The sequence below is a fragment of the Pseudarthrobacter woesei genome (genome assembly GCF_055412745.1).
Window position 1 is genome coordinate 240,815 of sequence record NZ_JBVAYU010000005.1, and the last position, 13,536, is coordinate 254,350.

Annotated in this window: 9 protein-coding genes; 4 read left to right on the plus strand and 5 right to left on the minus strand. The window is 69.0% G+C overall.

Annotation, left to right across the window (positions count from 1 at the left end):
* Positions 1 to 468, minus strand: coding sequence for a hypothetical protein (locus ACZYZE_RS09985; protein ID WP_459318732.1), 468 nt, complete (start codon positions 466 to 468; stop codon positions 1 to 3).
* Positions 469 to 742: 274 nt separating this feature from the next.
* Between ACZYZE_RS09985 and pheS the strand changes: the two genes are divergently transcribed.
* From pheS to ACZYZE_RS10005, 4 genes are read left to right on the plus strand one after another with little or no spacing between them, the layout of a single operon-like run.
* Entirely contained in the window at positions 743 to 1,804 is a 1,062-nt protein-coding gene (pheS, locus tag ACZYZE_RS09990; protein WP_459318733.1) for a phenylalanine--tRNA ligase subunit alpha, read from the plus strand.
* 2 nt (positions 1,805 to 1,806) lie between these two features.
* Entirely contained in the window at positions 1,807 to 4,350 is a 2,544-nt protein-coding gene (gene pheT, locus ACZYZE_RS09995; protein ID WP_463907503.1) for a phenylalanine--tRNA ligase subunit beta, read from the plus strand.
* Positions 4,351 to 4,370: 20 nt separating this feature from the next.
* Positions 4,371 to 5,141 (plus strand): 4'-phosphopantetheinyl transferase family protein, encoded by a 771-nt coding sequence (locus ACZYZE_RS10000; protein WP_463907504.1) that lies wholly within the window; start codon positions 4,371 to 4,373, stop codon positions 5,139 to 5,141.
* 59 nt (positions 5,142 to 5,200) lie between these two features.
* Positions 5,201 to 5,650 carry an SRPBCC family protein gene (locus tag ACZYZE_RS10005; RefSeq protein ID WP_459320076.1) on the plus strand — a complete coding sequence of 150 codons (450 nt, stop codon included), beginning with the start codon at positions 5,201 to 5,203 and terminating at the stop codon, positions 5,648 to 5,650.
* Positions 5,651 to 5,677: 27 nt separating this feature from the next.
* Here the strand turns inward: ACZYZE_RS10005 and ACZYZE_RS10010 are convergent, their stop codons facing one another.
* The 4 genes from ACZYZE_RS10010 to ACZYZE_RS10025 form a co-directional block, all read right to left on the minus strand.
* Complete coding sequence (locus ACZYZE_RS10010; protein WP_463907505.1) at positions 5,678 to 7,060, minus strand: M1 family metallopeptidase; 1,383 nt, start codon at positions 7,058 to 7,060, stop codon at positions 5,678 to 5,680.
* 51 nt (positions 7,061 to 7,111) lie between these two features.
* Positions 7,112 to 10,990, minus strand: a complete 3,879-nt coding sequence (locus ACZYZE_RS10015; RefSeq protein WP_463907516.1) for a Pls/PosA family non-ribosomal peptide synthetase — start codon at positions 10,988 to 10,990, stop codon at positions 7,112 to 7,114.
* Between the two features lie 231 nt (positions 10,991 to 11,221).
* Positions 11,222 to 12,187, minus strand: coding sequence for a quinone oxidoreductase family protein (locus ACZYZE_RS10020; RefSeq protein WP_459320078.1), 966 nt, complete (start codon positions 12,185 to 12,187; stop codon positions 11,222 to 11,224).
* Between the two features lie 201 nt (positions 12,188 to 12,388).
* Positions 12,389 to 13,492 (minus strand): fatty acid desaturase family protein, encoded by a 1,104-nt coding sequence (locus ACZYZE_RS10025; protein ID WP_463907517.1) that lies wholly within the window; start codon positions 13,490 to 13,492, stop codon positions 12,389 to 12,391.
* Positions 13,493 to 13,536 lie beyond the last annotated feature (44 nt).

Consider the following 13,536-nt stretch of genomic DNA (forward strand, 5'->3'; position numbering starts at 1 on the left):
TTATGCCTCGTTCCGTTCGGGGGCCGCCGGGCCCGTCCTGCCGGTGCTTGTGTTTTCGGATCCGGCGTTCAGATCCGGGTAGCCGCCGGCCTGCAGTCCGGCGTGCCGTTCGAAGAAATTACGCGAGCCCGGGTTCCCGGTCCGGGCCAGGGACCAGCCCGCCGCGAGGAAATACAACGGCAGGAAGGGAAGGCCCAGGCACCAGGCGTACTGGGTGCTGTGGCGCTCCTCGTGCCCTAGGAGGACCGGATCGGCCAGGGCCCCGTCCGGCCCGGCACGGAAAAGCACCACATTGCCCAGCGTGAACGCCCCGGCGATGGGCAGCCGCCAGCGGTAGCCGGTGGCGATCAGCAGGCCCCGGGGCCCGCGGCGGACGGGAGCGCGGGCACAGGCGGCGAGCACCAACCCCAGCGGAGTTGTTGCATTCAGTACGTTGGCCAGCTGCCGCAGCCGTTGTCCCGGCGTCATGAGGCCATGCTAGCCGGGCACCCCGCCTGCGGGATACGAAGCACGAGGGATGGCGGGAGGGGATGGGCGGAGAGAATGCGCGGCAGAGCCGAGGGCCCGGAGGGCGCCGTGGAACACCGTCACGTTCGGGCACCTGAGTGCGTTCAACTAGACTGAAGGGCAGTGCCCGCCGGAGCGATTCTGGCGAGCCCTGTCCTTTGTCAACGCACTGGTCCCTGCATCCCTGAAGGTCCTGTGCCGTTGGCATGAACCGACTCGTAGCTAAGAACAGTAGATGACTGAAACTTTGCCGGGCGCCGGCGTCCCGAATCCCCTGGATGAAGCCGCCATCACCGCCGCCGTAGACCAGGCCGTTGCCGCCATTGCCGCCGCCTCCACGCTCGATGAGCTCAAGGCCGTGCGCCTCGCACACACCGGGGAGAAGTCCGCGCTGAGCCTCGCCAACCGTGAAATCGGCGGGCTGCCGAAGGACCAGAAGGCCGCCGCCGGCAAGCTCATGGGTTCCTCCCGCGGACGCGTCAACAAGGCGCTCGCGGACCGCACCGCCGAGCTCGAAGCCGAGAATGACGCCCGCATCCTGGTCGAGGAGACGGTGGACGTCACGGCGGCTCCGCGCCGCCGTCGTGCCGGTGCACGCCACCCCCTGTCCACCCTGCAGGAGCGCGTCGCGGACATCTTCGTCGGCATGGGCTGGGAGATCGCCGAAGGCCCCGAGGTCGAGTCCGAATGGTTCAACTTCGACGCGCTGAACTTCAAGCCGGACCACCCTGCCCGTGAAATGCAGGACACCTTCTTCGTGGAGCCGCCCGAGGCCCACCTGCTGATGCGCACCCACACCTCCCCGGTGCAGGTCCGCTCCATGCTGGAGCGCGAGCTGCCCATCTACGTGCTGTGCCCCGGCAAGGTGTTCCGCACCGATGAGCTGGACGCGACGCACACGCCGGTGTTCCACCAGTTCGAGGGCCTGGCCATCGACAAGAAGCTCAGCATGGCGGACCTCCGCGGCACCCTGGAGCACTTCGCGCGCCAGATGTTCGGCGACGAGGCCCAAATCCGGCTGCGCCCGAACTACTTCCCGTTCACGGAGCCCTCCGCGGAGCTGGACATCTGGCACCCAGGCGCCAAGGGAGGTCCCGGCTGGATCGAATGGGGCGGCTGCGGCATGGTCAACCCCAATGTGCTCCGCGCCGCCGGCATCGATCCGGACATCTATTCAGGATTTGCCTTCGGCATGGGCATCGAGCGGACGCTCATGTTCCGCAACGAGGTCGGCGACATGCGCGACATGATCGAAGGCGATGTACGTTTCAGCGAGCACTTCGGGATGGAGATCTAACAGTGCGTATCCCACTTTCCTGGCTGCGTGAATTCGCGCAGGTACCGGCCGGAGCGACGGCCGAAGATGTCATGGCCGAGCTGGTCACGGTCGGCTTTGAAGAAGAAGCGGTCCACCGCCCCACGGACACCCTCCAGGGCCCCATCGTGGTGGGCCAGGTCCTGAGCATCGTCAAGGAGCCCCAGACCAACGGCAAAACCATTAACTGGTGCCAGGTCCGGGTTGTCCCCGAAGGCCAGCAGCAGATCCTCACCGGCGAGGGCATCGACCCCTCCGGTGTCCAGGGCATCATCTGCGGCGCCCACAACTTCGTGGAAGGCGACAAAGTGGTGGTCACCCTCCCCGGCGCCGTGCTGCCCGGCGACTTCCACATCTCCGCGCGGCAGACCTACGGGCACCTGTCCGCCGGCATGATCGCCTCCGTGCGCGAACTCGGCATCGGCGAGGACCACGACGGCATCCTGGTGCTGTCCAGGATGGGGCTGGATCCCGAACTCGGCACCGACGCAATGGAGCTCCTGGGCCTCTACGACCAGGCCGCCGAAATCAATGTCACGCCGGACCGCGGGTACGCGTTCTCCATCCGCGGGGTTGCCCGCGAATACGCGCACGCCACCGGCACATCCTTCACGGATCCGGCGTCGAGGGTGCAGGCACCGGCTGAACTGTCCGGCGGCCATGGCGTCAAGCTCAACGACGACGCCCCGGTCTACGGCAAGCCCGGCTGCGACCGCTTCGTGGCCCGCACCGTGCGCGGCGTGGATGCCACCAGGCCCACACCGCCGTGGATGTCCTCCCGGCTCCGGCTCGGCGGCATCCGCTCCATCTCGCTGCCGGTGGACATCTCCAACTACGTCATGCTCGAACTTGGGCAGCCCACGCACTGCTACGACCTGGACAAGCTGTCCGGCGACATCGTGGTCCGGCGCGCCGTGGCGGGGGAGAAGATAACCACCCTGGACGGGAAGGTCCGCGCGCTCGACGTCGAGGACCTGCTGATCACCGACGGTTCCGGCGCGATCGGCATCGCCGGCGTCATGGGCGGCGCCGCCACCGAGGTCAGCGATTCGACGTCGAACGTCCTGGTCGAGGCGGCGCACTTCGACGAGGTGTCCATCGGACGCTCCCGCCGCCGGCACAAGCTGCCGTCCGAAGCCTCCAAGCGCTTCGAACGCGGCGTTGACTGGCACGTCGCGAACACCGCTGCGCAACGGGTGGTTGACCTCCTGGTCGAGCTCGCCGGCGGCACCGCTGATGAGGCAGGGACCGACGTCGGCACCGCGCCTGACACCGTCACCGTCGAGCTGCCCGCGGCCTTCGCCTCGGAACGGATCGGCATCGACTTCACCGAGGAGCAGATTGTCACCTCGCTCGAGGACCTGGGCGCCGTCGTCGAGAAGCACCACAGCGGGTACACGGTGACCGCCCCGAGCTGGCGCAACGACCTGGAAACCAAGGAGGACCTCACCGAGGAAATCGCCCGGCTGGTCGGCTACGACCAGATCCCCGCGAGCCTTCCCGTGGCGCCTCCTGGCCGCGGCCTGACGCGCGTCCAGCAGCAGCGCCGGCGCCTCGTCCAGGCTCTGGCCGCCTCGGGCCTCACCGAGGTCCTCGCGTACCCGTTCGTTTCCAAGGCCGCCAATGACACCTTCGGCGTTGCCACGGCAGGTGAGGCACGCAAGGCGCTCAAGCTCGCCAACCCCATCAGCGAGGAGCAGGGATACCTGCGCACCTCGATCCTGCCGGGCCTGATCGAGGTGGCCAAGCGCAACCACTCGCGCGGCTTCCGCGACCTGGCCCTGTTCGAGGCCGGCCTCGTGTTCCTGCCGGGCGACACGCTCGGCACCGCCACGATCCCGCCGCTCGGCGCAAGGCCCGGCGATGAGGTGCTGGATGCCCTGTACGACGGCGTCCCGGACCAGCCGCTGTACCTCGCCGCGGTGCTCACCGGACATGACTCACCGGCCGCCGCCGGCCACGCGCCGCGTGCGTGGGACTGGGCCGATGCGCTGGACATCGCCAGGATCGCCGGCGACGTGCTCGGCGTCGAGATCGTGGTCAGCCAGGGCCGGCACCAGGCCTTCCACCCGGGACGGGCCGCCCAGCTGGCGCTCCGCACCGGCGAGGTCCTGGGCTACGCCGGCGAACTGCACCCGAAGCTGCTCGCCGCGCACGATATGCCCGCGCGGTCGGTGGCCCTCGAATTCAACGCGGACGCCCTCTTTGAGGCCGCCGCCGACGTGATCGTCGCCCGGCACATCTCCACCTACCCTGTGGCCAGCCAGGATGTTGCCCTGGTGGTGCCGCAGGAGGTTCCGGCGGAAGAGGTACTCACGGCACTGCGCGAGGGCGCCGGCGACCTGCTCGAAGACGTCGCACTCTTCGACGTGTACGCGGGCAAGGGCATCGAGGACGGCAAGAAGTCGCTGGCCTTCAGCCTGCGCTTCCGGGCCGGCGACCGCACGCTGACCGCCGACGAGGCATCCGTGGCCCGCGAGAGCGCGGTGGCGGTTGCCCACGAGCGCTTCGGAGCAGTCCAACGCTAGAAAGATCCGGTGGCCCCGACGTGGCCCGAATCCTGGAGGTTTCCGGAATCACCGTCCGGTCCGTTCGTCTCGCCGACGTCGGACCGGACGGCGGGACCTTCCTTGATCCCGCGGAACACGAGCGTGCCGCCGGGATCAAGGCGGCGGCCGGCCGGCAGGACTTCCTCGCCGGACGCATTGCCCAACGCGTTTTCGCGGCCGGGCTCCTGGGCGTACGCCCCGGGGAGCTGACGGCCGCTTATTCGTGCCCGGACTGCGGAACAGGCCCGGATCTGGACCACGGCCGGCCGGGCTACTGGCTCGACGGCGCCCCGACCGGACTTTCCCTTAGCCTGTCGCGCTGCCGCGGATGGGCGCTGCTGGCCGCCGTCGGGCATCACCGGCCCGGCGGCCAAAGGACAGATCTTTACGGGCCGGCGGCGATCGGTATCGATCTGGCGCACAGCACCGGCGTCGGCTTTGCCGGGTTCGACGGCGTGGCCCTCACCCCGGCGGAGCGGCGGCTGGTGGACGCCCTTGCGCCCGAGCGGCAGGCGCTGTGGCGCGCGGCGGCCTGGGCCCGGAAAGAGGCCCTGCTCAAGGCCGGCGGCACGGGGCTGCGGGTCGATCCGGCCTCGGTGGAGTCCTTTGCCGGCCTCACCGACGGCACCGCTCTGGTGGAGCCAGACACGGCGGCGCTGGGACTGCCCGAAGGATTCACCGCCGCCCTGGCCATCATTTCGGGTGCCCTTCCGAAACCTGCCGCCACTGCAGTTAGTCCTTGCCAGCGTTGGCGCCGGGGGGCACGCTGAAAATGCTTCCGGCGCCCCGTCGCCAAGCGCGCACGCAACGTCAGATTGGAGGTTCAGCGATGCCTGTTATCGAGGAAAGCGTCTTCATTGCCCGCCCGCCCCAGGCGGTTTTCGACTTCCTGGCTGCGCCGGAAAACATTCCGGTCTGGGACTCCTCGGTGGTGAAAGCCGAGCAGCAGGGGAGCGGGCCGGTTGGCCCGGGAAGCAGGGCCCGCGGCACGAGCAAGATCGTCGGCAGGCTCTTCGACTGGACGGTCGAAGTGACGGAGTTCGACCCTCCCGGCCGCCTCACGCAGAAGGCTGTTGAAGGAAAAATGGAGTTCACCGTGACCAACATCCTCCAAGCGGCCGAGGGCGGCACGAAGTACACCTACCGGATCGACGCAGCCTCGGGCCTGGGCGGTATTTTCGGCAAGCTCGCGGACCCGTTCATCGAAATGGCCCAGGCGAGGACGGTCCGGGCAAATCTCGCGACCCTGGCCGAATACCTCACCCACCCCGCCACCTGAGGGCGGCGGCCGGCCGCTGAAACCCGGCTAACCGCTGACCGGCAGCGGCGGGAGGGCTTCCTCATAAAGCCAGGGGTGCAGCAGGGCATCGGCGTCGAGCCCCGTCGCCCGGCCGGCGGTAAGGATGAACAGGGGTGTTGACACGGAGCCGTGACGGTTTTGTTCAGCCCAGTCGTGCAGCAGGGCAAAGAACGCCAGGTCGCCGCAGCGCAGGCGGAGGGCGTGCAGCGCGAGGGCGCCGCGCTTGTACACGCGGTCATCAAACATCAGCTCCGGCCCGGGGTCACCCACGAGCAGGTCCTGCCTGCCGGCGTGAAGCTTCCGCCAGGCGGCGGCCGCCCGGCCCGCCACCGGCATCACGCCGGCTTCCTCGGACCAGATCCATTCCGCGTAGCAGGCGAACCCTTCATGCAGCCAGATGTCCTTCCAGGACGCCGCGGTCAGCGAGTTGCCGAACCACTGGTGTGAGAGCTCATGGGCAATAAGCCGCTGCGACTCCCAGCCCGGCTCCAGATGGTTGGGACCGAAGATGGACAGGGTCTGCGCCTCGAGCGGGATCTCCAGCTCGTCCTCCGTCACCACCACGGTGTACTCCGGGAAGGGATAGGGGCCGAAGCAGTTGGTAAAGGTCCGCATCATCTCCGGCTGGCGTGCCAGCCCGGCGCGGGCAGCCTCCGCCAGCGCCACGGGAACGGCCGCGTACTGCGGCACTTGAGCCGCCGTGCCGCCAGGGTTGAGCGCCAGCAGTTCGTAGCGGCCGATCTGGACAGTGGCGAGATACGTGGACATGGGTTCGGCCTGTTCGTAGACCCAGGTCTCGCGGCTGGACCGGCTGCTGTGTGAGAGCAGCACCCCGTTGCACACGGCACGGTAATTGGCGTCAGTGGTCACGCTGATCCGGTAGCTGGCCTTGTCCCGCGGGTGGTCGTTACACGGGAACCAGGACGCCGCCCCGTTGGGCTGGCCGGCGACAAGCACGCCGTCGGTGAGTTCCTCCCAGCCCACCTCGCCCCACAGCCCCCGGCGGGGAGCCGGGTTGCCTTCGTAACGGATGTCCAGGGTGAATTCCTCGCCCGGAAGCAGGGCGGCGTCGGGCACAATGACAAGCTGCTCCGCACGCTGGCTGAACTTCCGCACCCGCCGGCCGCTGAGCTGGATCTTGCTGGCCCGGAGGCCCGTCAGGTCCAGGACGATCGCCGCCGTCGCGTACTGCGTGACCGCGTGCAGGACGGCGCGGCCGCTCAGGCGGTTGCTGCTGAGCTTGTAGTCCAGTTCGAGTTCATAGCGGGTAACGCGGTACGCGTTGGTGCCGTGGCCGGGCAGGTAAGGATCCGGTGCGCCGGCTGCTCCCCCCGAAGACAGCGCGCTGCCGGTGCCTGCTGCAGTGGGACTCATCGGGGTGAAACTCATGGGAAACGGGCCTTCGGGATTGCAGGTGCGGGACTGGCGGTGCGGGCGTGGCTACTTGGGCTTGGCGGCAGGAGCGGCCGGCCCGCCCCAGGGACTCACCGGATTGCCCATCCAGTACGTCGCGGCGGGCACCGTTTCGCCCCTCATGACCAGGGACGCCGGGCCCACCGTCCCGCCGGTGCCGATCCGGGCCTGCGGGAGGATGACACCGTGGGGTCCCATGGTCGCTCCGTCTTCGAGCGTAACAGTGTCGATGCTCATCACACGGTCGTGGAACAGATGGGTCTGGACGACGCAGCCGCGGTTTACCGTGGAGTTCCGGCCCAGGGTCACGAGGTCCGCTTCCGGCAGCCAGTAGCTTTCGCACCAGGTCCCGGCCCCGATCTTCGCGCCGAGAGCCCGGAGCCACCAGACCATGGCCGGCGTTCCCGTGGCCGCGCGTGCAAACCACGGCGCGCTGACCATCTCGATGAAGGTGTCCACCACTTCGTTGCGCCAGATGAAGGAGCTCCAGAGCGGATGCTCGCCCGGACGGATGCGCCCCACGAGGACCCATTTGGCCACGACGGCGCTTCCCGCGGCCACGGCGCCGGCAATCAGGATCACGACGCCGCCCAGGGCCGCGGCAACCCCGTAATTGAAGGTGGAGGCCAGCCAATCGAAGGCGAGGAAGACCCCGGCCGCGACCGACACGGTCGCTACGACCGGGACAAACCGGCCCAGTTCCCAGAGCGTACGGGCGATCTTGAGCCTCAGCGGCGGCTGGTACGTGCGCGTGTCATCCGAGGCGATCGCTGTGCGCCGGAGCCGTACGGGCGGGCTGCCCAGCCACGAGGTCCCGGACTTGGCCTTCGCGGGCGTCGCCGAGAGCACCGCGACGAGCGAGTTCTTGGGCACGCTGCGGCCGGCGGCCGTCATGCCCGAGTTGCCCAGGAAGGAGCGTTTGCCGATCTTGGCTGGGGCAATCCGCAGCCAGCCGCCGTCGAGTTCGTAGGACGCCACCATTGTGTCGTCTGCCAGGAAGGCGCCTTCGCCGACGGTGGTCATCTTGGGGATCAGCAGGACGGTGGAGGCCTCCACGTTCTTGCCGATCTTCGCGCCGAGCAAGCGCAGCCAGACCGGGGTGAAGAGGCTGGCATAGATGGGGAACAGCAGGTCCCGGGCCAGGTCGAGCACACGTTCGGTGGCCCAGACCTGCCAGCCGATCCGGCTGCGGACCCGGTAGTAGCCTTCGGCCAGTCCCACGCCGAGGAGCCGGGTGGTGAGCAGGATGAGCACGAGGTTCATCAGGAACCACACCAGCGCCGCCGGCGGGAGGGAAAGTACGAGCTGGGGAAGCGCTGCGGAGAGCGATTCCTTGCCCTGGATGAAGTAGAACATGACCGCCGCCGCGGCGGACGCGGACACCAGGGGGATCAGGGCCAGGACGGCAGAGGCCGCGGCGAAGCCGGCGAACCAGAGCCGGCCCATCAGGGGATGCTCCGGCGCCGTGTCGGGCCAGGAATGCTTGGCCTTTCCTCGCCGCTCGGCCGGGGACCCGGCGACAAGTTGGCCGGCCTTGACCTTGCCGAGTACGGCCGAGCCGGGCGCCACCTGGGCTCCGGCGCCGATGGTGGCGCCGGGCATGAGTGTGCTGCGCGCACCGATGGTCGCTCCGGCACCGATGTGGATGGCGCCGATGTGGACGACGTCGCCGTCGATCCACCAGCCGGACAAGTCCACCTCGGGTTCGACATTGCAACCGCTGCCGAGGGAAAGCATCCCGGTGACGGGCGGCAGGGAGTGGAGCTGGACGTTGTTGCCCACCTTCACTCCGAGGGCACGGGCGTAGTAGGGCACCCACGGTGCGCTGGCGAGGCTGATGGCGCCGGCCAGGTCCTGGATCTGCTCGGCTAGCCAGAGGCGCAGATGCACCCGGCCGGAGCGGGGGTATGCTCCCGGCACCACCTTCCGGAGCAGCAGTCGGGCGGCGGCTATTGAGATCAGCATCCGGCCCGCCGGGCTGACGAAGACCAGCCAGGAGGCGGCCACCCACCACCAGGACACCGTGGGCGCTGCGCTGAAGCCGGCCAGCGACGACAGGAGGTTGTTGGCTGCCATCAGATAGCTCAGCCAGCGCATGCCCACGAGGAGGTGCAGCGGCACGCCCATCAGGGTCTGGAAGACCTGTGACTTGCGGGCGGTGCGGCGGACGGTCCGCTCCGGGGCGGGGCCAGCCCCGCCCTCGGGCAGGGACTGCCGGGCGGCGTCGATGAGGGCCCCGATCCGCGGCGTGGCGTAAATGTCGGCCACCGTGATGGTGGGGTAGCGGACGCGCAGGGCAGAGACCAGCTGGGCCGCGGCGAGGGAGCCGCCCCCGTAGGCGAAGAAGTCGGCGTCAAGGCTGCTGACGGCGCTGCCCAGCACGGCGCTCCACTGTTCCACGATCCAGCGTGCATCGTCCGGGAGGTTCAGCGGGGCGCCGTCGGCATCGGCGGCTCCGGCACCGGCCAGCGGCCAGGGCAGGGCGTGGCGGTCGACTTTGCCGCTGGTCTTTGTGGGGAGCGACTCCACAAGGGTGAGGAGGGGAATCAGCGGGGCCGGCAGGCTCGCGCCGAGCAATTCCCGCGCCGCGGCCAGATCGATCCCGACGCCGCCGGCCGGAGCGAGGTAGCCGACCAGGATCTGGTTGCCGGCCGCCGTGGTCTGCACCGCGGCGGCTGCGCCGGCAACATCCGGGAGAGCCTGCAGGGCGGCGTCGATTTCGCCCAGTTCGATCCGGCGGCCGCCGAGCTTCACCTGCTCATCGGCGCGCCCCTGGAAGACCAGGCCGGCGGCTTCGTAGCGGACCAGGTCACCGGAACGGTAGGCCCGATCCCAGCCGAGGGAAGGCATGGGGGCGTACTTTTCGGCGTCCTTCGCCGGATCCAGATAGCGGGCCAGTCCAACGCCGCCGATGATCAGCTCGCCCACCTCGCCCTCGCCGACGGGCAGCGCGTTGGCATCGACGACGGCGAGGTCCCAGCCGTCCAGCGGCAGCCCGATCCTGATCGGCCCGGGACCTCCCAGCGGTGCCGCGCAGGCAACGACGGTGGCCTCGGTGGGGCCGTACGTGTTCCAGACTTCGCGGCCTTCGACCGCGAGCCGGTCCCCGAGTTCCGGCGGGCACGCCTCGCCGCCGAAGATCAGCAGCCGGACGCTCTCGAGGGATTCGACCGGCCAGAGGGCGGCAAGGGTGGGCACCGTGGAGACCACCGTAATGCCGTGGCTGATCAGCCACGGGCCGAGGTCCATGCCGGTCCTTACGAGGGCCCGCGGAGCAGGGACGAGGCAGGCGCCATGGCGCCACGCGAGCCACATTTCCTCGCAGGAAGCATCAAATGCGACGGACAGGCCGGCCAGGACACGGTCCTGCGGCCCGATCGGATCGTCCGCCAGGAAGATCCGGGCTTCGGCATCGACGAAGGCCGCCGCGGAGCGGTGCCGCACGGCAACGCCCTTGGGGGTTCCGGTGGAGCCCGAGGTGAAGATGACCCAGGCATCGTCGTCCGCACCGGGCAGCCGCGGGGACCGGAACGGCCGGGGCCGCCCGCTGCCCGTCACGATCTCTCCGCTTCCCCGCAGTATGCCCGCGATCCCGGCCTCGCCGAAGACCAGCTTGGCCCGTTCATCCGGGTCATCTGCGTCCACCGGGACGTAGGCTGCGCCGACCATCAGGATGGCCAGGATTGAGAGGTAGAGCCGGTTGGTGCCGGAGGGGATCCGGATGCCAATCTTGTCCCCGGCGCCGAGGCCGGCCAGGTGCAGTTCCTTCGCCGTGGCCCGGACTGCCGCCAGCAACTGGGCGTAGCTGAGCGATTCGTGGCCGTCGTCGAGTGCGGAGGCGTCCGGAAAGCGGGTGGCGGTGTCCTGCAGGATGTCGATCAGGGTCCGCTCCGGCGGTGCCGCCAGCGATCCCGGAAGCTGCGCCGGATAGACCGGGCTGACGGTGGCCGGGGCCTGCGGGGGATCGCTGGGGTGCGGTTGCTGCTCAGTCACAGGGGGATTGTCTCCGGTTGAGGTGAACGGAAGGTGTCCGGGTTCGCTTTGCGTTAATCCTCGGCCGCCCGGACCGGTGCTCGTATTATGTTTCGCTGTTGTCCTGCTGCCGGTCCCGCCGCCCGGCCGCCGGCGTCCCGGACATCAGGGAACCAGGATTACTTTGCCGGTGGTGCGCCGCTGCTCCAGGTCGTCGTGGGCCCGGGCCGCGTCCGCCAGGTCGTAGCGGGCGCCGATCCGGACCCTGAGGCTTCCGTCGGCCACCGCCGCAAAAATCTCGTCGGAGCGCCAGCGGCGTTCCTGGGCGTCGCGCAGGAAGTGGGCGATCGTCGGCCGGGTCAGGTACAGCGAGCCGCCGGCGTTGAGCCGCTGCGGGTCGACGGGCGGCACCGGGCCGGAGGCCGCGCCGAAGAGCACGAGGGTGCCGCGGATGCGCAGGGCGGCGAGGGAGCCGTCGAAGGTGTCCTTGCCGACGCCGTCGTACACGACGTCCGCGCCGGTCCCGTCGGTCAGTTCGCGGACCTTGGCCGCGAAGCCGTCGTAGCGCAGCACATGGTCTGCGCCGGCCCCGCGGGCCAGCCGCTCCTTCGCATCGGCGGAGACGGTGGTGATGACGCGGGCGCCCCTGGCCTTGAGCAGCTGGATCAGCAGGAGGCCGACGCCGCCCGCGCCGGCGTGGAGCAACACGGTGTGGCCCGGCTCTACCTTGAAGGAGGAATTGACCAGGTAATGCGCCGTGATCCCCTGAAGCGGCAGGGCCGCGGCGGTGAAATCGTCTACGCCGCGGGGGACGGGCAGGGCCTTGTCCTGATCGATCAGGGCGTAGCCGGCGTAGCAGTTGATGCCTTCGGCCGTCGCAACCCGGTCACCGGGGGAGAACCCCGTGACGCCGTCGCCGAGGTCCTCCACAGTGCCGGATGCCTCGGAACCGGGGGTGAAGGGGTAGGGCACCTTGTAGGTGCCGCTGCGCTTGTAGGTGTCGATGAAGTTCACACCGACGGCGGAGACCCGGACCAGCAGCTGGCCGGGACCCGGCACCGGGCGTTCCACCTTGGCGAGCGTGAGAACGCCTGGCCCGCCTGCCTCGCGGGCGACGATTGCATGCATCATGTGTCTCCTTATGCCGGGCTGGATTCTCCCGGCAGAATTTTCCGGGCCCGGACTTCCGCGCCATGATCCTGCACCCATCCTAGAGACACCGGCTCCAACGACGAAGTGACGGCCGGTAACCGGCCGTCACTTCGGGTCAAACAGGATGTTCAGTGCCGCGTCGCAGTGCGCCTCCGCAGCAGCGGAGAACTGGCCGCCGCTTTAGAAGCGGCGGGTAACCGTAGCCATCGGGCATTCGAAGTGCCGGCCGGCGGAGAGGCCGACTTCGTTGAGGTACCGGACGATGATGCCGTAGGACTGCAGCAGCGTGGTTTCCGTGTAGGGGACCTGGTGCTTGGCGCAGAACTCGCGGACGATCACGGCGGCCTTGTCCAGCTGCGGGCGGGCCATGTCCGGGAAGAGGTGGTGCTCGGCCTGGCGGTTGAGGCCACCGAGCAGGATGTCCATAAAGAAGCCGCCGGAGATGTTCCGGGACGTCAGGACCTGGCGGCTGAAGAAGTCCACGCGGCTGTCCGCCGGCAGCACCGGCATGCCCTTGTGGTTCGGCGCGAAGGACGCGCCCATGTAGAAACCGAAGACGAGGAGCTGGACGGCGATGAAGGCCAGTGCCATGCCCCACGGCAGGAAGGTGAAGGCGAGAACCGGGAGCAGGCTCAGGCGGACCGCGAGAATCGGGATTTCCACCCAGCGGTGCGTGACCTTGGCGCGTTGGAAGACGAACTTGATCGAATCGATCTGCAGGCCCAGGCCCACCAGGAACAGCAGCGGGAAGAACAACCAGCCCTGCTTGCGGGTCAGGAAGGAGAACCGGCCCTGCCTCGTGGCAGCGGCTTCCGGGAAGAAGGCGATGGCGCCGGTGGCGATGTCCGGGTCCTTGGAAATGACGTTCGGGTGGTTATGGTGCGCGCCGTGCTTCTGCTCCCACCAGGAGTAGCTGATGCCGGCCACGGAGGTGGCGAGCAGCCGGGCGGCCCAGTCATTGGCGCGCCGGGAGGCGAAGATCTGGCGGTGTCCGGCCTCGTGGGCCAGGAAGCTCAACTGGGTGCAAAGGATGCCCACGGCGGCGGCGATGAGCAGCTGGAACCAGCTGTCGCCGATGAGGGCGAAACCGAACCACGTGGCGGTCATCAGGAGGACCAGGCTGGCAAACACGGTGATGTAGAAACCGACGCGGCGTTCGAGGAGCCCGGCAGCCTTGACCGTCTTCAGCAGTTCCGAATAGCTCAGGACGACGGCGTTGGGCTGCCGGATGCGCGATTTCGGACGCCCCGAAGCTTCAAGAGGGGCAGTGAGCGTGGGGGTCATGTAGGGCATGCCTCGTAACTGTTTCGGGCAACGCGCATCCGACA